Source organism: Nitrobacter sp. Nb-311A, assembly GCF_000152905.1.
GTDB lineage: Bacteria > Pseudomonadota > Alphaproteobacteria > Rhizobiales > Xanthobacteraceae > Nitrobacter.
This window is the reverse complement of the sequence record NZ_AAMY01000012.1, coordinates 59,726-76,713: the sequence shown is the minus strand read 5'-3', so window position 1 is coordinate 76,713 and position 16,988 is coordinate 59,726. Positions and strand designations below refer to the sequence as shown.

The following is a 16,988-nucleotide window of genomic DNA, read 5'->3' as shown; positions in this document are numbered from 1 at the left end:
ACGCAACGACCGTTCAAGCGGCAAGGTTGCCAAGTTGGCGATAGCCCATTCCCGCTAACGTATGAGCGCAATTCTGCATTTCCTGCTTCGCGTTACCCCGTGGTGGTCTTTTCCTCATTCACCATCAGCTAATGCGTTCCGCTGGCTGAACTTCGGTCGCCAAGCGCGCGCATCGAGCGACCAGCGACCTGATCCGGACAGCAACATGAAGATTGCGCCCATCAGCATCGCCCAGTCGGTGCGCGTCTCATGAGTGAAGCTTAAGAAACCATAGCGATCCAGGTGGCGGAGGCTGAATATCCACCAGTTACGGCCTAACAGGATTGGGATTTTCGTAGAGATGATCGCCACGATCATGATGACGATGATCGGCACGGCCGCCGCGCGCGAAGCATAGCCGATCAGGAACATGATCCCGGCCAGCATTTCAATCACGCCAACGAACGGCCCAAAGAACTCCGGCCAGGGAATACCGATCTTGACGAAACGGCCGGCACCGAGAATGTCGGCATGCGTCAGTTTCTGCAGGCCTTCGGGGATGAATACGCCGGCGAGCGCCAAGCGGATGAAAATGGCCCAGGTCGATTCGCCGGGAGAGAACAACCAGGACTGTTTCATGAAAGCGTGCTCCTGGCTGTTGCGGTCCAAGGGTTTGCCGAGGAAGTTTAAGCCGTCGGGTTTCGCCATTGGCTACGGTGCTACCGGTGGATCAAGCGTCGGCCGTTGACAACTAGGAAAGCCATCGGAGTGGGGTCCAGATGAAGACCATCCGAAACGGGCGGCGAGTTGGGCCAACTTGGATTTGACAAATCGGTGCATCCACGGCTCCACAAATCGCCAGATTGCCCACGCAAGAACTGCAATGCCTGCGACGATCATTGTGACGGCCATCGCAGCATGATCATGCGGTTTCGTCGCCGAAAAAATCACGTAACCCAACTCCATGTGCAACAAATACAGCGGATAAGTCATCCCACCGGCGGCGAGCACAGAAGTGGCAGGGAGCGGGATACGCTTGATGCGCGTCGCGAGGAATACGCCGAGCAGCGCCACGACACAGATGGCTGCCACGACTCTCGGGTCGAACGTATTATCCGGATGCGCACCGAGCCGCTCCAGCTTGTGCGTTGCTTGAAAGATTGCCGTTCCCATTGCAAGGGCGAACAGACTCCAGAATCGCGTCCCGCGACGTCCACGGTAGTGCTGGTAGATCAGGAGGCCGACTACGAAGAATCCGCTATCGTCGGCAATGAAGACCTTCTCAAAGATCGGTGCATCGATCGTCAGTTCGTTCGCAAACGTGATTGCGAGCCAGACGAGGATGAGGGCATCAATGTGGCGAGGAAACCAACCCAACATCATGAACAGCGCGACCCATCCATAAAACACCACCTCTATCACGAGCGACCAGTAGACGGTGTCGACATAGGGCTGGCCGAGGAATGGTGCGGCGATGAATAGGTTGGCGAGCCACTGTGAGCGCGTGACGTGCCCGATGCCAACCGCCAGCATGACCGTAAACGTCAACGTCATGCAGAGAACAAATGTCGGATAGATGCGACTGAAGCGCGCGATGATGAAGCCGATCCATGACCGTCCCTCTGCCGAGTACGCAATGACGAATCCGCTGATGGCAAAGAAAGCCGATACGCCCAGAAATCCGTATTGTCCGACCGGCGCCAATGCAGGTAAGGCCACCTGTGAGATGCCGGTCGCTGAGACCGGCCCCCAAAAGCCATAGTGGTAAAGGATAACGGCTACCACGGCTGCAAGACGCAACAGATCGAGAACCGGTACCCGAGAATGCGTGTGGACGGTCTTGTCCATGGGACGCCCTCTTAAGTCGGCGGGATTTATCGGTCACACCCATTGAGACCACCTTAACGGAACCGCTGAAGCAAGTCGCTTTCTTGCTTTGAAGCCGCTCTCGAACGCTTAAGCTTGCGAAACGGCCATTCCCGCCGCAGTGCCATCAGTCATCAAGCCACGCAGCCTGTTGTTTGACGCGATCCGACCGGACAGGTCCGGACACGAAAATATCGAGGCCCACCGACGCGCACGAGCGCCCATATAACTCGGGGCAGCAGTTCCGTATGATCGGTCAAACATCATTCTCTTTTGCGTTCTGGGAGTTCAGAGGGGTCTGTTTTAGCGCTTAGCGGCATGACTGATAGTGATGGCCTTAAGACGTGCAGGTTCGGAAGAACAAGCATGTCGACGCCGCCTGCGACGGATCACCCATCGAACGCTGAGCAGAGCGCCACGGTTCGGCTGGAGGGCATGGTCTGGATTCCGGGCAGCACGTTCAGGATGGGCTCGGATCAACGCTGCCGCCGCTGCCCGCCGCCAAGATCGACCTCAGCTTCGGCGACATCCTGAAGGACTTCAACGGCGGGCTGATGGGCGCCGCCGAGATGCGGCTCTGATAGAGCAGAGGAGAGGCTCATGTCCACGCTCGATATCTTTGCCTGGCTCGTCCTGGTCGTGCTGTTGTTCAGTACAACCGCCGTCGTTGTGCTGGTCGCCATGCTGCCGGGGTAGGCCGGCGCGGCCATCCCTGGGCAGCCGCCATCTCCGTCGGCGGCTGGGTCACGCTCTTCCTCGGCTTCGTGTTGTGGCCAGTGGTCCTGATCTGGGCCTATGTCGATGTGCCCGCGCGGCAAGTCGGCAACGCGGAGATCGGACGATGATCAACGTTCTTCTCAACGTCTATGAATCTCGGCAGTGATGAGCCTGATTGCCGATTCGATACTGGCGCGCTCCATTGGGGGCCTGGCGATTTTCGTCGCGATTCACTGATGACATAGCTTGAGTCGGCACGGCCTTTAAAAGAAGACACTCGTTTGGAAATAGCCATAGAAGGTGTCGCCTGTGGGAGGCGCGTTGGGGGCAGTCTGCAGGAATCTGCCTTTGATCACGTAGTCAACGCCGGTATCGAGCAGCAGGGCGTTCGGGATGAACCAATACCGCAGGCGAGTCTCGATTTGCTGGCCGGCGAAGCTGCCGGATCGGCCAGTACGGTCCCGTACCCCTGACGCGGCGAAGCTGTCGGTGGGGTTTTCCAGGAAGAGTGGGCGGTAGGCGACGTACGCATCCCAGATCGGGCTCGGCGTAATCTCAAAGCGCACCACCGGCGAAATCATATTGGACCGCTGCGCCAGCCCGTAAAGACTGGTTGGGCCGAGTTCCCACCGCCGAGCGCCAAACAGAGTGTCGAAGCGGGTGTAGGTATTCGGGTTGCTGCTGTCGCCACTGGCGTGATCGTATTGCAGCACGATTCGCGGAAGCCACTTTGTGTTGAAGGTATAGCCCGCCTGCGCATGAATGAAGTAGGCCGAGACCTCGAGGTCGCGCCTGTCGGTGACGGAGGTTGTATCCCGGGCCAGACCGGTCTGATAGTCCGCCTCGACCTCGTAGTCCCACTGCTCAGGCTTCGGCGCCCGCCATAGCCGGAAACCGGGAGTGAACAAGCGACGGTTCCGGGTCTGAACCGCTCGAAGGCCCGTCCCGGAATCCTGTGTAGCTCGCTCCGGTCGGAAGGAGGACCTGAAGCGCCTCATCAAGCGCGGTACGATCGCAGTTGTGCCTTAGGGTCGGGACCCATAAAAATGATTCTTTCGGCGCTGAGTTTGTGATTCACGGTCTCCGATAGGAGGCGCTCCATGAGCCGCGATTGTTTTTGGCTAACGAAGGATCAGTTCGCTCTTCTCAAGCCGCTTCTGCCTAACGATACGCGCGGCAAGCCGCGGGTCGATGATCGGCGGGTCATCAGCGGCATTATCCAGGTTCTGAAGTCCGGTGGGCGCTGGATCGATGCGCCGGAGGTCTATGGTCCGCGCAAAACACTCTACAATCGTTTCGTCCGCTGGGCAGCGAAGGGCGTATGGGTAGACATATTCCACGCACTCGCAACGGCTGGTGGACCTCCTGCGCAGGTCCTGATCGATAGCTCGGCCGTGAAGGCGCATCGATGCGCATCTGGCGGCAAAGGGGGGAACATCAGCAGGCCATCGGCCGATCGCGCGGCGGGCGCACGACGAAAATCCACGCGCTGACCGACGTGGAGTGTCGTCCCGTCGCGTTCTTGCTGACCGGGGGGCAGATAGCCGATTGTACCGCTGGAGCGGTTCTGCTCGAAGAGATGCCACGTTCCGCGATCCTGCACGGCGACAAGGGCTACGACAGCGATGCCATCCGCCAGCAGGTCGAGCAACGCGGCACGATGCCGAACATCCCGCCCAAGGCCAATCGCAAATGGAAAAACTGCTTCTCGCCCGTGCTCTACCGCGATCGCAATGCCATTGAGCGCATGTTCTGCCGTCTCAAAGACTTCCGGCGTGTCGCAACCCGCTATGACCGTCTTGCCGTCAACTTCATGGCTGCCGTCTGCATCGCCGCAACCGTCAGCTATTGGTTATGAGTCCGGGCCCTAGGTGATACAAAGCGGGGAGAGCGTAAGGCTGTGGCCGCGCAGGATCTCGCTCTAGAGAAGTTGGCTGAAGTGAAAGCGAAGTCGGCGGCCTGATTCTATCTGCTCAGAATGAGCACCTCGCTTGCCACATTCGCGGCGAAAATCGGCAATCAACTAGTCTCCGTGATTCGCAATAATTTTGTGCGGCACGTGGGGGCGGGTATGGCAAAGGCACGGCTCAGCGTTCAGCAGGGACACATTCTTTGGGATGGAACGTCCCTGCGGTGCAAGGTCCGTCACCTAACGGCCACGTCTGCGACGGTACAAACGTGGGATGCGCCCGCGTTACCAGCAGCGTTTGCCTTGCGCGTACCAAATGCAGAACTTGATGCGCAGTGTCAGGTCATCTGGCGCGACGAACGTCGGCTTGGTGTAACTTTTGTCTAAACCCCGTTGTGTGTTCCGAAAACCCTATCCGGGTTTATCGAATGACGGAATCGGCTAAGTTGGCGCGATGATTGCGCTGATCTGCTTCGCTCTGGCCGTGCTGGCCTCGCCGTTCAAGTCGAACATCCGGCTTGAGGCTGAGAATGCAGTGCTTCGACATCAGCTGACCGTCTTGCGACGCAAGCTGAAAACCTCACTATACTGATGAGCGGCTAGACCACCATGGTCATTCGGCATGCAAAATTGACCCCGTAAGCCGGGGGATCGGCGTCCAAAATTGACCCCCTACAGGTTGGCTGTTGCGCTGCCTGCTTTGTCATGAAGCAGGTGGTCGGGGATGCTGATCGTGGAGACGATTGCGCGGATACGGCGCGAACACTTCATCAAGGGCAAGACGATCAAGGAGATCGCCCGTGACCTGAAGGTGTCGCGGAACACGGTCCGGAAGGTGCTGAGGTCGGGCAAGACCTTGTTCGAGTATGAGCGTTCGATCCAGCCGCGCCCCAAACTCGGGCGTTGGGCGGCGGAGCTTGATGAACTGCTGGCGGCGAACGCGGCCAAATCGGCTCGCGAACAGCTGACGCTGATCCGGATCTTCGAAGAGTTGCGCGGACGCGGCTATGACGGCGGCTACGATGCCGTACGGCGTTACGCCAGGCGTTGGAGCAAGGAGCGCGGGCAATCGACCGCGGCGGCCTATGTTCCGTTGAGCTTTGCGGCGGGCGAAGCCTACCAGTTCGACTGGAGCCATGAGATCGTTCTCCTCAACGGCGTGACGGCGATCGTGAAGGTCGCTCATGTCCGGCTGTGCCACAGCCGCATGCTGTTCGTGCGGGCCTATCCGCGGGAGACGCAGGAGATGGTATTCGACGCCCACGACCGGGCGTTCGCACTGTTCAAGGGTACCTGCAGCCGCGGCATCTACGACAACATGAAGACGGCGGTAGAGACGATCTTCGTCGGCAAGGATCGCCGCTACAATCGCCGCTTCCTGCAGATGTGCAGCCACTATCTGATCGATCCGGTCGCCTGCACGCCGGCGTCGGGCTGGGAGAAGGGTCAGGTCGAGAACCAGGTCGGGCTGGTCCGGGAACGGTTCTTCACGCCACGGCTGCGGTTCAAAACCCTGGACGAGTTGAACGCGTGGCTTCTGGATAAGTGCATCGCCTACGCCAAGGCGCACCGACATCCAGAACTGGCCGAACAGACGGTCTGGGAGGTGTTCGAAGCCGAGCGGCCCAAGCTCGTTCCCTATGCTGGCCGGTTCGACGGATTCCACGCGGTGCCGGCATCGGTCTCGAAGACCTGCCTGGTGCGCTTCGACAACAACAAATACTCGGTCGCTGCCAGCGCCGTCGGGCGCCCGGTCGAAGTTCAAGCCTATGCCGATCGCATCGTGATCCGTCAGGACGGGCGCATCGTTGCGGAGCATCCGCGATCGTTCGGACGCGGCGAGACGACCTACAATCCCTGGCACTACGTGCCGGTGCTCGCGCGCAAACCCGGGGCCTTACGTAACGGCGCACCCTTCAAGGACTGGGTGTTGCCGGCCGCGATCGAACGGATCCGGCGCAGGCTCGCCAGCACCGACGACGGCAATCGACAGATGGTCGACATCCTCAATGCGGTGCTGACGGACGGTTTGTCGGCGGTCGAAGCCGCCTGCGCCGAGGCGATCGCTCATGGCGTTCATTCCGCTGACGTCGTTCTCAACATCCTGGCTCGCCAACGCGAACCCGCTGCACCGGCCAACATTATGACGCCGGCGGCACTGACGCTCCGCCATGCGCCGATCGCCGATTGCGCCCGTTACGACAACCTCCGGAGGACCATCTGATGGAACGAACCCAAATCTTCGACCTCATGGGTGAGCTCAAACTCTACGGAATGAGGGCTGCCTTCGACGAGATCATGGCGACGGTCGTCAAGCACGGTCGACAGATAGTACCAGCCCCAGCCGGTGATCTTGAGGTAGGTAAAATCCGTCTGCCAGAGCTGGGTGATGGCGGTGGTCTTGTCCTTGAACTCGTTCGCCGCTTTGATCACCACATAGGCCGGGCTGGTGATGAGGTCATGCGCCTTCAGCAGTCGATAGACCGAAGCCTCCGCGAGACAAAGTACTTTCTCTCATCTGTGAACCGCACGGCGAGCTCCCGCGGCGATAGTTCCGCAAGCTCCAGCGCCAGGTCGATGATCTGGCCGATCCGGGATGCGATTCCAGGCTCGATCCGGTCGAGAGCGGTGATCTGACAGTGCCTCAATGCCGCCCTCGCGGTAGCGATCGTACCATCTATAAAACGTGGAGCGGGGGATGCCGAGCTTGTCCAACGTGCGCTTGGCCGGTAAGTGCGACTGCTCGACCAACTCGATGATCTCGGCTTTCTCGGACGCATGGCACCTCATGCTTCGTCCTCCCCATCTCCGTTCAGGCTTTCTTTAAGCAGACGGTTCTCAAGGGTGAGATCGGCTACAACCTCCTGGGGATGTCGATTTGACCGTTCGGGTCGTTGATGCTTTCTCCTTCTTGGATAGGTGGACTTACAACAAGAGCACCGGGACGATTGTTCCTTAGCGGGGCCGCGGGGCACATTCCCGATCCGCTATCTGCGCTCATTGACCGTCACTGCACGGCACTCCCTTTCGCGGCATGGAACCCAAATGATCAATAACTGTTCTTGGAATTGCGCTGCTACATGACACAGGACGAAGCGGAGATTACAGAATGAACGACGCGAGTATTGGGTGGATCGCGGCCATTATCATTGGCGGGTTAGCGGGGTGGATCGCTTCTAATTTTATGAAGAGCGACACCGGAATCCTTATGAATATCCTTTTGGGTATTGTTGGCGCCGCCGTTGCCAGCGCTTTGCTCGGTTTGGTCGGCGTTTCGTTCGGCGGATGGCTTGGCTATCTCGTTGCCGGGTTTATCGGAGCTTGCATTCTTATCGGGGGTGCAAGGGCCATTCGCTCTTAGATGGAGAAAGCCCCGCGCGGCACGGCTTCCTTTAATCGCCCGAGTTGCTCTACCGCCCCAATGATAGGAGGAATTGATGATCCGTTCTTTTTTCAAAATCGCCGCGATATCTATCGCTTTGATTTTGCCCGCATCAGCCATAGCCCAAGGCGTGGTTGGAGGCATGGAACGAGGCGCTCGCGAAGGTGAACGAGCGGCGGGACCGATCGGTGGTGCGGTTGGAGGGGCAGTCGGAGCCGTCACTGGCGGGGTAGCCGGCATACTGGGTATCGATCAGCGTCCGCGCTTCCGGCAATATGTGGTCGAGCAGCACCATCCTTCGTTTCATTACCGCGAGTCGGTTCGCGTTGGGGCCGTCCTGCCAAAAGCTGGGGTCACCTACTATGACGTTCCCGCTGAGTACGGTGCACCGAATTATCGCTACACCGTTGTGAACGACCAAACTGTGCTAGTCGATCCACGGACGCGTCGTGTGGTGCAGATCATCGATTAGGCATCATCGGACGAAATGGCTTTGCGCCTTTTCGATAAGGCGCTTCCTGGCAAATTAGTCCCCTCGATCGAATGATCGAGGGGACCTTAAATTGTTCGCTTACGACCGTGGCCAGTGCCACTTTCCGCCCGCGAATGCAGGGAGCAATCGCACACCTTTGAGCGAATCCTCGTAACGGGGGGCTGTGGCGGGGTCTTCGAGATCACCATCTCGCGCTTCTCCAAGGTCGGGACAATGTTGAGGTTACGACCGTAGTAGTGGCGATCATTAGGTCGGTGCGAAAGTATCGCTCCCTTTCTGAGCGCGCCTGACCGGTCTAGCGCACCACGCCTGCCGCTCATCGGCGGTGATCGCCTTCCATTGGCAGCCGGACCCACACCGAAGGTTGCGCCGCTCGGCCGTCAGACGGTGTTCAGGCTTCCACATCGGGGCTCCTTGTCTTGAATCGCTCCGAAAAAGGGAATTACGTCATTTTGATTTTGCAAGTCGCTGGACATGAAGTATCAGGTCGCGACACAGGTTGACGCAAAAGGGATGGATCTTAGCAAAGCTCGATTTGGAATTTACGGGTGCTCGCTCCACCATGCTGGCCATCGCACCTTGTGCGGGGTGCGGGTGGCCTTCACGATGACCTGTTGATCGGCGGGACTGAGTGGCTGCGGGAGACGGGCAAGCGCGGCCTCGACGAGCCATGGTTCCAGGACGATCCGTGCGGTCGAGCGGTATGGATCGAGTGTCCTGGCCATTCGCAGCGGCTCCAATGCAGAGGTGACGCTCCCGGGATCCACGCCTTCCCAGCTGATGTGCAGAGGAGCGAGGGCAACTTGCCGAAACCTGGATTCCTCGATGAGGGAAAGCGATGCACGGGCTGCGGCTCCGTCGCCTTCGACCCCGCGCTTTGCGAGCTGGAGCAGAAACGCCTCGGCCGCCGTGACACGGCGCGTGGTTCCACCCTCCCGGATGGTCACCATTCGGCCTAGCACGCTCTGATAGGGAGCTTCCCGGTGGCGGCCGCGGGGACGGCCTGCCGGATTGCCACTCTTGCCTTTGGCAAAGCGCGTGGTCCGCGGCGGTCGGCGATACCCGACAAAATTCTCCTCCGTGTCATCCGATGGATCGCCTGACGTCATTCGCCGGTCCCCCGCGGCCAGCGCAGACTCTTCGGATCGCGCGTGCAGCGTCGGATCTCGTCACACTCCTTGTCGGTCAGGCGTTGGCCACCCCGCCTGCGGCGCAGCGCCGCCTGAACAGCCCATGGCTCGAGGAGAAGCTGTGCGCGATCCGCACCGATGTTTGCGCGCTCGGGGTTGTGCGCGGCGATTTCGAGAAGCAGCAGGGCGGCATCCGCATTGTCGGGATCGTGCGCAGTGTCACGCCAGATCACCTGCCGGGAAGGCCTTGGCGCGTTCTTTTCCAGCCAAGCCTCGCGCTTGACGATCCATTTCACGACCTCGCGCATGGCCATGCGTTTGCCAGCCAGAGCATCCTGATAGGTCCGCTGCTGAAGTGCTTCCTCCACGGTGATCTCGCGGGTGCCCCCTTGGCCGTCTACTGTGAGGGTCTTTTCTACCAAGACCTCGAACACCGAGGCCTTTGACCGAGAAGAGGTTGGGCGCCCTTTAACATTGCCGCTGCGCCCCTTCGGAAACCAGCCGGGATTCGGAGATTTCCGGGAGGATGACTTCTTGTTCATGATGCAGGCTTCTCCAGACGCGGCGCGAGGCCCGTCCGCGCTGACCAGCGTTCGATCGCAACATCGACATAGGCCGGATCGATGTCGAGCCCACGAAAGCACCGCCCGGTTCGCTCGGCGGCGATGAGCGTCGTTCCAGAGCCGAGAAAAAGATCAAGCACGAGATCGCCGTGGCGCGTGACATCCTTGAGGGCGTCGGCAACAAGCCCTGTCGGCTTGACCGTCGGATGGAGGGCAAGATCCTCCCGTCGGCTGCCCCGCATGGAGTTTACCGAGGCGTAATCCCACACATTGGTGCGGTTGCGGCCGTGTTTGCCGAGTTCGACCATATTGAGATGGGGGGCCATTCCCACGCGATAGACGAAAACCAGTTCATGCTTGGATCGGTAAAGCGATCCCATCCCTGCATTGGACTTGTTCCAGACGCAGAGGTTTAGACACGCGCCATAGACGGTGGCGCCGACCGCCGAGACGCTGTCCATGTGCCGCCAGTCCATGCAGACGAAGTGGACCGCGCCGTCGCGTGAGACAGACGCGGCGGCGCCCAGCGTATCAGCCAGGAAGGACCGGAACTCGGCTTCGTTCATCTCGCCGGAAGCCATCGCGAACTCGCGATGACTCCCGGCGGCCACTGCATGTCCCCCGATCCGCACATTGTAGGGAGGATCGAGGAAAGCCGCATCAACGCGTTTTTTGTCGCCGATGACCCGCTGCAAGAATTCGGCATCGCGGCTGTCGCCACATCCCACCCGATGCTCGCCGAGAATCCAGATATCGCCGAGCTTGGTTCTCGGCGTCGCCAAAACCGGAGGGATCACCTCGTCATCCGGATCGGGAGCGGACGCGATGATAACGTCGATCTCGCCGGTCGAGAAGCCGGTCAGTGTGGGATCAATATCGACATCGATCGAAGCGAGCTCGCCCAGTTCCTGCTGCAGGATTTCCAGATCCCAGCCTGCATTGAGGGCGATCTTGTTATCGGCGATTCGTAGCGCGCGCTTCTGAGGCTCGGATAAGCCGGACAGGGCGATCGTCGGGACCTCCGCAATCCCCATGGCGCGAGCTGCCTGAAGTCGGCCATGGCCCGCGATGATGTGGCCTTCGGGGTCAATGAGTATCGGATTGGTGAAGCCGAATTCCTTGATGGAGGCCCGAAGCTGGTCGATTTGGCGCTTCGGATGGGTGCGGGCATTGCGGGGATCGGGAGTGAGATCGTTCACTGGCCGGTAAACGACGGCCAGCCGCGACGAGGGTGCGACAGAGACTGGATCGTTCATGGCGAGGAGGACCCAGCACTGGACGTGACCAATGGGAGCATGCTCGGTTTTCCAAGGTTTGACCGCAACAGGCGTGTCGCTGCTCAAGCTATGCGCGATTCCGCTCCGGACCGCTGCCTGTTCGGAGCTTTCAAATGCCTGATGCTGCTTTCAAATTGCCTGTTTGCCCGTAATTAACGCCTGTTATGCAGAATAACAGGAAAGTGCTTAGACTACAGCGCATCAAACGGAATTCACAGGAGAATTCCAATCGGGTCGTGACTGTAAGCCGATCATAAGCCTGTTTTGACCTGCAATTTGCAAGAAATTCCCTGTTATGGCCCTTGGAGACTCGTTCGCATCTGACTGCGTCCGCCACCACCCAGTCTGCTGTTTTGTCATAGTACAGAGACTGATAGGAAAGGCCCGCCGTTGGCGGGGTTTTCTGACTCTGGTCTTGCGGGTGGCTGTCTCCGTTCGTGGGTCTGTCCGGTTTTCGGCCGCTGTCTCTAGTCCGAAAATTCCCGTTCCGGGCAGGGGTCCATTCAGCCCGTAGAACGGCCTGCTGGCGGACGTCGCGTATCCGGGATTGCGGCATTGGCCCCGAGATGCCAGTCGAGTGGTCGTTTGCGCACGGATGGGTATTTGTTTTGCTGTGACGAGCGCTATTTCTTTTGGCGCTTACATCGGTTCGTTGCGTGTGTTCAGAGCGGTGGCAGTCCAATGTTAAGGTATTGCTTCGACCATTCGGGCGGCGCATCGCGGAGCTCAGCGATGCCGATGCCACGAGGCAGGCGACCTTCGATGGCGGCCTTGACCAGTGGCGGCGCGAGGAAAGCCATCGACAGGGTCAGATTGATTTGCCGAGCGCTGCATTTATGGCGGACCGCAATCTGTTCGATGGTTGATCGTCCCCAGACGATCTCTTCCAGCCATTGCCGACCGCGGGCAATGGCGCGGATCAGGCCAATGCGACGCTCGGCGCGGATCGGTCGTGTTCGGCGGATTGAGGCGGATGCGGATTGGATCACGTCTCGGAACTTGCGCATCGGCGGCTTAGTCCAGGGGATCAGGATGACTTCGCCTTGATCTGACATGGTGCGGGCATTGTCGTGTTGAGCCAATTCGCGGTCATGATCTGGCGTCGTTTCAATCCTCTTCATGGTCACGGCCAGGTGTTTGGTGCGGACCTCAACCTTCGCAACATGGGCAGCGACAGTATGTTGTTCCGGCGACGCTGACCGTTGTTCTCCGGACTTTGTTAGTCGGTCACGCACCGTATTCGTGACCAGCGCCTCGATCTGATCGGCGGGGACGCGGGATATGGATCCGACGGGCTCATCTGTGTGGCCGCGCTGCAGCGGTCGGGAGATATAATAGCGGTATCGCACCCGATTCTTGGTTGCGTGGGTCGCGATCATGCGGTTGCCGGCATCGTCGAACAGCAATCCGGAGAGAAGTGCTTTGGATTTTTGCCTGGCTCTGGTCCGATGGGACCATTGTTCGGCCAGTTTCGCCTGGACGGCATCGAACAGGGATCGCTCGAGCAAAGGCGGTTGCGGCCCGGGCAGCACCTCACCCTTGAATGTCACCTCGCCGATATAGAACCGGTTGCGCAGCATGTAGAACAGCGGCCCCTGGGTGAAGGGAACGCCGCCTCTGACGGCACCGGTCGAGAGCCTGCGAACCTTGGAGGTCAGTCCCTTGCTCTTGAGATCGGCGACCAGGCGATTGACGCTTCCGAGTTCAAGGTAGCGCTCGAATATGAGCCGGACGGTTTTTGCTTCGTCCGCGTGGATGGAGAGCTTGCCCTCGTTGAGCGAGTAACCGAGCGGAACCATGCCTCCGACCCACAAGCCCTTGCGCTTGGAGGCGGCAATCTTGTCGCGGATGCGCTCGGCTGTGACCTCGCGCTCGAATTGGGCGAAGGACAGAAGAACATTTAGGGTCAAACGGCCCATCGATGTTGTGGTGTTGAACTGCTGGGTCACCGAGACAAATGACACGTTATGAGCATCGAACAGCTCAACCAGCTTGGCGAAGTCGGCCAGGGACCGCGTCAGGCGGTCCACCTTATAAACGACGATCACATTGATTTTGCGGGTCCGGACATCATCGAGCAACTTTTGCAGGGCAGGGCGGTCGGTCGATCCGCCCGAGAACCCGCCATCGTCATAGCGCGTCTTGATCAGCGTCCAGCTCGCATGCGTCTGACTACGGATATAGGCTTCAGAAGCATCGTATTGAGCATCGAGCGAGTTGAATTCCTGATCGAGCCCGGCATCGGTCGAGACCCGGGTATAGATCGCACACCGGACGGATTTGCCAGACACCGATTTGCCGGCCGATGTCATTGTGGTCGGGCAGACTGCGTTGCCGCCCTCAAGCCAAAGAACCGCGGCCCGTTCCACCTGGTGCCGGTAATGGCAAAGGCGACCTTGGACAGGCTGTCATAGGTCTTGCCCTCAAAGGCAAAGCCATCGGCGAGTACCATGACCCGATGGTCCCGTCCATTCCATTCGCGGGTCAGAATGGCGCCCGGCGTGAGCTCCTGGTTGCGCTGATCGACCTTGTCGGTCAGCCTGGTGATAGCAGCCGATCCCTCTGATCCAACGGCAGCCTTCAATATCTGCACCATCCCCGCATCGAGATCGCCGAAGGCATCGGCTTGGATGCGATAGGCGAGCATGGCGAACAGCAGATGCTTGGGCAGATGAATCGGTGCCGAGCGACCCGTCACACCCCGCCACCTCAGGCGAAGGCTCTTAAGATCGAGATCACGGAGATCTGCGATCTCGATTTCAAGAGAGGTCGCATCGACGGTGCGACGTGATTGTCTGCGCGGGGCCATCGATCAAGCGGCCGTAGCCGATTTGCCGATCTCATGGGCTGCAGGTTTGATGCGATAGCGCCGGACCTCGTCAACCAAACCGGACTCAAGATCGAGCTTGAGTTTCTTGCGAACGACACCGGCAAAGAAGCCCCGCACCGAATGCGGCTGCCAGCCCGTCGCCTTAACGATGGCGTCGATCGTGCAACCGTCTGGCGATCGCAGCAGAGCGAGCACTCGAGCTTGCTTGGAATCGGCGCGAGCGCCCCTACGTTTCGTTGGCAAAACGGATGAGTCAGCAGCCGGCAAAGCCTTCGAGGCCGCTGGCATTTTTGTTTTGGGGTCAACGTGTTTGGCCTTAATGGACCGGGTTGCATCCGATTTCGAGGCACGTCTGGTGGTCGTCGGTCGCTTTGCTTTGGCTTTTGTCATCAGGATCTTCCCGTGGTTGCGGGGCATCCATCGTGCCCGCACCACCGCAGCCCCGCAGTGGCCAAAACAGCCGGCGGGGCCCGATCCTGACGAGCCTGTTAGCTCGCTATAACGGTCATAGTAATGCTCCGTTGCCGCAGCAAAGCCAGTTCTTTCTGAGCAATCTTGTTGCGCGTTTCTCGGTGTTGATGTCGGCGATCTCGGACCGGCACCACGAATCTGGGGGTCAGGAGCTCGAATCTCTTCGGACGCGCCGTCGCAGGCGAAGATGACAAATACGTCCGTTCCATAGCCCTCCAATGCGATACCTGACGAGCACTACAACACAAAGAAATTTCTAGGAACCTCCGACTGTGAATGTCTCGTAAGTGACCACCCGCACCGAGAACAAGCACTTTCGTCATTTTCCGTCCTCACAAATTGCGTGGAGCGGCGCGAGAACCCGGCGCCGCTCCGTAGAGAAAAGCGCGCTTATTCCGCCGCCTGGGGCCGGCTTGCGGCGGCGCACCGTTCAGATGCGTCTTGAAGGACGGCACCAGCGTTTCCAACGCCAGACGCACCGGCTCGGGCTTTGTCGTAGAGATCGTAGTGCGACCAGTCGTCCAGAGACGAGCTGGCGGTCCTTCGAGGCTGTGGAGCGGCCGTAGATTTCCATGCCGTCGCGATACGCGCCGACCTTCTGGCCGATCACGACCATCATCGGCTGGGTCATCAGCATTTCCGCGAAGGGTAGCCCTTCAATAATCGAGTTGGCAGCTTTCTTGCCAAGCCATCCTCATGATCCGCGTTGGGTCTACGAGTTGTATCAAAGCAGTGCACCCGGGAGTATTCAAATGGCACAACATTTCGTTTCTGATGCTACGACGGATGAAAACGTCAGTGATGCAAAGGTGGCGTCGTTAATCAGCGACTTCGATAGGATAGTCGGGCTACTGGATTGCGAAATTCTGGCCGAAGAAAAGCGAACGCTGGTTTTCGATCCGCAGGACGCTGCCTATTCCATGTTGGCGCGCGCTCTGCGGACAAGGCGCGACAATCTGAAAGCAACGATTGCCACGCTCGAACGCAAAGCTGGCGCAACCGTGGTCAGATCGGCGGCCTGATTGCCGGCTGGCTCGGGGTGTAGCACCTTCGGAACGCCGAGCGTGGTGGCCATGTGGGCGGTTATGCTCGCGTGTTCCGGCGCCTTCCTTAATAGGTGAAGGTTGGCGCGGCGCCAGAAGTAGAAAACCCAACCGCGGGTTGACATTACGTTGACAGAATTCAGCCTTGTTTGAGCTCGGAAAACGGTGCGCTGCGATCGCGCGCGAGCAGATTGAGTACTGTCGCAAAGACGATAGTCATCGGCGAAGAATAAGATGCGTGGATCGAGGGCTAGCAGCCGACGCCCACATCGCAGAATTTACGCTTCTTTTAGATTGTTTTGTCGAGTTAAGCATGCAGCGATATGTCCGGGGATTACCCGGCCACTTCCATGTCGCCGGCGCCATCTATCGGCCATCCTTCTTGCCAGGACGAGAACAACAATCGCCGTTGGCATCAAGCATGTATATCGCTCTTGTTTTGCTGGCTACCAGCGCATTGATCGGCGCAACCGCAGGCTTGCGCTTGAAAGTCTTCGCCCTTGCGCCTATCGCATTACTGATTGTCATCGTCTCGGCGGCCGTTCTCCGTATGCACGGTTTCGGACCCGTGAGTGGCATTGTCATCGTAGCCGCGTGTCTTGTCCTGAACCAGGCGGCCTACCTCCTTGTTGAGCTTTTGGGCGTCAGGTCCGGCGCTTCTGATCTATCATTGGATGATGTAACCGACGGCGAACCAGGCCCCGGCCGCGAGCAGACAATCGATGACGATCACGGCGATCAGGAGACGCCCCAATCCCGGCCGCTTCATCCGCCGGAGAATTAGCGCCTTCGGGCGGCATATTCCCTGATACCTAGTGTACCATTTTCGCTCGAGGATCAGACTTGTTGCATCTTGGTGAGACAATGCTTGGGTCATAACAAGGCACTTTGCGTTGTGATTTCACTGAACGTTCTGTCCAGAGCAAAGCGAGTGCCACATCTGTTCGTGACGGAAGCAGGTGAGGGCGCTGACGATCGATATCTTCTCGCGGGGTCATCAGCGAACTCTCATGAAACCCACAATCTGCGCGCTACAACTTGAATGTGACAGCTCTCGCTAGACATCAAAAAAATCTGCTCAACTAGGCCAGAGGAGCGCTTGTTTTGCTCCTTGGCAATTCGGCAAAGTCGTCAACCAACCGTGCAAATTCGTTCCGTGCGATAATGCTGCAATTCTGCTCAACATAGGGAAATCTTGCCAGCAGCCGTTCGAATAATATTGGCAAAGAGCGCCGTCGTACGACGAAAATCCGCCGGTTTTGTCAGGTCTGTCGCGACGACGTTATGTCCGTCGTCGGCGTTGTGCGGTGCGCTGAGGCTGGGGTACG

At 59.0% G+C, this 16,988-nt stretch carries 16 protein-coding genes and 4 pseudogenes; 8 read left to right on the top strand and 12 right to left on the bottom strand.

The window, feature by feature from the left end:
- Nucleotides 1–114 precede the first annotated feature (114 nt).
- The 3 genes from NB311A_RS06270 to NB311A_RS22890 form a co-directional block, all read right to left on the bottom strand.
- A complete protein-coding gene (locus tag NB311A_RS06270; protein ID WP_245256944.1) occupies nt 115–561 on the bottom strand; it encodes a DoxX family protein in 447 nt (148 codons plus the stop codon).
- Nucleotides 562–690: 129 nt separating this feature from the next.
- The gene (locus NB311A_RS06265) at nt 691–1,827 is read right to left on the bottom strand and encodes an acyltransferase (RefSeq protein ID WP_009797648.1); all 1,137 of its coding nucleotides are present in this window, start codon (nt 1,825–1,827) and stop codon (nt 691–693) included.
- A gap of 494 nt (nt 1,828–2,321) precedes the next feature.
- Nucleotides 2,322–2,447 carry a hypothetical protein gene (locus NB311A_RS22890; RefSeq protein WP_256365406.1) on the bottom strand — a complete coding sequence of 42 codons (126 nt, stop codon included), beginning with the start codon at nt 2,445–2,447 and terminating at the stop codon, nt 2,322–2,324.
- Between NB311A_RS22890 and NB311A_RS20135 the strand changes: the two are divergent.
- Nucleotides 2,446–2,690: pseudogene (locus tag NB311A_RS20135) on the top strand (DUF3302 domain-containing protein). The gene NB311A_RS22890 and the pseudogene NB311A_RS20135 overlap by 2 nt on opposite strands.
- 135 nt (nt 2,691–2,825) lie before the next feature.
- On the opposite strand, the pseudogene NB311A_RS06255 reads toward NB311A_RS20135, so the two are convergent.
- Nucleotides 2,826–3,518: pseudogene (locus NB311A_RS06255) on the bottom strand (alginate export family protein); the annotation flags it as partial.
- A gap of 144 nt (nt 3,519–3,662) precedes the next feature.
- Between NB311A_RS06255 and NB311A_RS20130 the strand changes: the two are divergent.
- The 3 genes and pseudogenes from NB311A_RS20130 to NB311A_RS22475 all read left to right on the top strand — a co-directional run.
- A protein-coding gene (locus NB311A_RS20130) for an IS5 family transposase (protein ID WP_371256464.1) occupies nt 3,663–4,420 on the top strand; the annotation gives its coding sequence in 2 pieces (ribosomal slippage) (nt 3,663–3,989 and nt 3,992–4,420; 756 coding nt in all).
- Between the two features lie 775 nt (nt 4,421–5,195).
- Entirely contained in the window at nt 5,196–6,695 is a 1,500-nt protein-coding gene (gene istA, locus NB311A_RS06240; RefSeq protein WP_009796680.1) for an IS21 family transposase, read from the top strand.
- Nucleotides 6,695–6,787, top strand: a pseudogene (locus NB311A_RS22475) (IS21-like element helper ATPase IstB); the annotation flags it as partial. The gene istA and the pseudogene NB311A_RS22475, both read left to right, overlap by 1 nt.
- Here NB311A_RS22475 and NB311A_RS21235 read toward each other — a convergent pair.
- Nucleotides 6,779–7,338: pseudogene (locus NB311A_RS21235) on the bottom strand (helix-turn-helix domain-containing protein); the annotation flags it as partial. The pseudogenes NB311A_RS22475 and NB311A_RS21235 overlap by 9 nt on opposite strands.
- 242 nt (nt 7,339–7,580) lie before the next feature.
- Between NB311A_RS21235 and NB311A_RS06225 the strand changes: the two are divergent.
- Together NB311A_RS06225 and NB311A_RS06220 are read left to right on the top strand one after the other, a co-directional pair.
- Complete coding sequence (locus NB311A_RS06225; RefSeq protein WP_009797639.1) at nt 7,581–7,832, top strand: GlsB/YeaQ/YmgE family stress response membrane protein; 252 nt, start codon at nt 7,581–7,583, stop codon at nt 7,830–7,832.
- Between the two features lie 76 nt (nt 7,833–7,908).
- On the top strand, nt 7,909–8,325 hold the full coding sequence (locus tag NB311A_RS06220; protein WP_040674109.1) for a DUF1236 domain-containing protein: 417 nt from the start codon (nt 7,909–7,911) through the stop codon (nt 8,323–8,325).
- 563 nt (nt 8,326–8,888) lie between these two features.
- Here NB311A_RS06220 and NB311A_RS06215 read toward each other — a convergent pair.
- The 7 genes from NB311A_RS06215 to NB311A_RS20110 form a co-directional block, all read right to left on the bottom strand.
- Nucleotides 8,889–9,455 (bottom strand): DUF5681 domain-containing protein, encoded by a 567-nt coding sequence (locus NB311A_RS06215; protein ID WP_009797637.1) that lies wholly within the window; start codon nt 9,453–9,455, stop codon nt 8,889–8,891.
- Entirely contained in the window at nt 9,452–10,018 is a 567-nt protein-coding gene (locus tag NB311A_RS06210; protein WP_009797636.1) for a DUF5681 domain-containing protein, read from the bottom strand. Before NB311A_RS06210 ends, NB311A_RS06215 begins: the two co-directional genes overlap by 4 nt.
- Nucleotides 10,015–11,295, bottom strand: a complete 1,281-nt coding sequence (locus NB311A_RS06205; protein WP_009797635.1) for a DNA methyltransferase — start codon at nt 11,293–11,295, stop codon at nt 10,015–10,017. The genes NB311A_RS06210 and NB311A_RS06205 overlap by 4 nt, the downstream gene beginning before the upstream one ends.
- Nucleotides 11,296–11,978: 683 nt before the next feature.
- Nucleotides 11,979–13,628, bottom strand: a complete 1,650-nt coding sequence (locus NB311A_RS06200) for a recombinase family protein (protein ID WP_009797633.1) — start codon at nt 13,626–13,628, stop codon at nt 11,979–11,981.
- On the bottom strand, nt 13,625–14,125 hold the full coding sequence (locus NB311A_RS06195; protein WP_009797632.1) for a DUF2924 domain-containing protein: 501 nt from the start codon (nt 14,123–14,125) through the stop codon (nt 13,625–13,627). The genes NB311A_RS06200 and NB311A_RS06195 overlap by 4 nt, the downstream gene beginning before the upstream one ends.
- A gap of 3 nt (nt 14,126–14,128) precedes the next feature.
- Nucleotides 14,129–14,389: a DUF3489 domain-containing protein gene (locus tag NB311A_RS23050; protein WP_371256468.1), complete on the bottom strand. Its 261-nt coding sequence runs from the start codon at nt 14,387–14,389 to the stop codon at nt 14,129–14,131.
- A gap of 658 nt (nt 14,390–15,047) precedes the next feature.
- Entirely contained in the window at nt 15,048–15,248 is a 201-nt protein-coding gene (locus NB311A_RS20110) for a hypothetical protein (protein WP_245256943.1), read from the bottom strand.
- A 121-nt stretch (nt 15,249–15,369) separates the two neighbouring features.
- On the opposite strand from NB311A_RS20110, the gene NB311A_RS22235 reads away from it, so the two are divergent.
- Nucleotides 15,370–15,639: a hypothetical protein gene (locus NB311A_RS22235; RefSeq protein ID WP_083780393.1), complete on the top strand. Its 270-nt coding sequence runs from the start codon at nt 15,370–15,372 to the stop codon at nt 15,637–15,639.
- A gap of 259 nt (nt 15,640–15,898) precedes the next feature.
- Complete coding sequence (locus tag NB311A_RS06180; protein ID WP_245256942.1) at nt 15,899–16,444, top strand: hypothetical protein; 546 nt, start codon at nt 15,899–15,901, stop codon at nt 16,442–16,444.
- Nucleotides 16,445–16,988: the final 544 nt, after the last annotated feature.

Bases quoted from the DNA above. Each gene is read 5' to 3' on its own strand.
- NB311A_RS06265 (WP_009797648.1), bottom strand. From the start codon at position 1,827: ATGGACAAGACCGTCCACACGCATTCTCGGGTACCGGTTCTCGATCTG.
- NB311A_RS22890 (WP_256365406.1), bottom strand. From the start codon at position 2,447: ATGAGCCTCTCCTCTGCTCTATCAGAGCCGCATCTCGGCGGCGCCCAT.
- istA (WP_009796680.1), top strand. From the start codon at position 5,196: ATGCTGATCGTGGAGACGATTGCGCGGATACGGCGCGAACACTTCATC.
- NB311A_RS06225 (WP_009797639.1), top strand. From the start codon at position 7,581: ATGAACGACGCGAGTATTGGGTGGATCGCGGCCATTATCATTGGCGGG.
- NB311A_RS06220 (WP_040674109.1), top strand. From the start codon at position 7,909: ATGATCCGTTCTTTTTTCAAAATCGCCGCGATATCTATCGCTTTGATT.
- NB311A_RS06215 (WP_009797637.1), bottom strand. From the start codon at position 9,455: ATGACGTCAGGCGATCCATCGGATGACACGGAGGAGAATTTTGTCGGG.
- NB311A_RS06210 (WP_009797636.1), bottom strand. From the start codon at position 10,018: ATGAACAAGAAGTCATCCTCCCGGAAATCTCCGAATCCCGGCTGGTTT.
- NB311A_RS06205 (WP_009797635.1), bottom strand. From the start codon at position 11,295: ATGAACGATCCAGTCTCTGTCGCACCCTCGTCGCGGCTGGCCGTCGTT.
- NB311A_RS06200 (WP_009797633.1), bottom strand. From the start codon at position 13,628: ATGACATCGGCCGGCAAATCGGTGTCTGGCAAATCCGTCCGGTGTGCG.
- NB311A_RS06195 (WP_009797632.1), bottom strand. From the start codon at position 14,125: ATGGCCCCGCGCAGACAATCACGTCGCACCGTCGATGCGACCTCTCTT.
- NB311A_RS20110 (WP_245256943.1), bottom strand. From the start codon at position 15,248: ATGACCCAGCCGATGATGGTCGTGATCGGCCAGAAGGTCGGCGCGTAT.
- NB311A_RS22235 (WP_083780393.1), top strand. From the start codon at position 15,370: ATGGCACAACATTTCGTTTCTGATGCTACGACGGATGAAAACGTCAGT.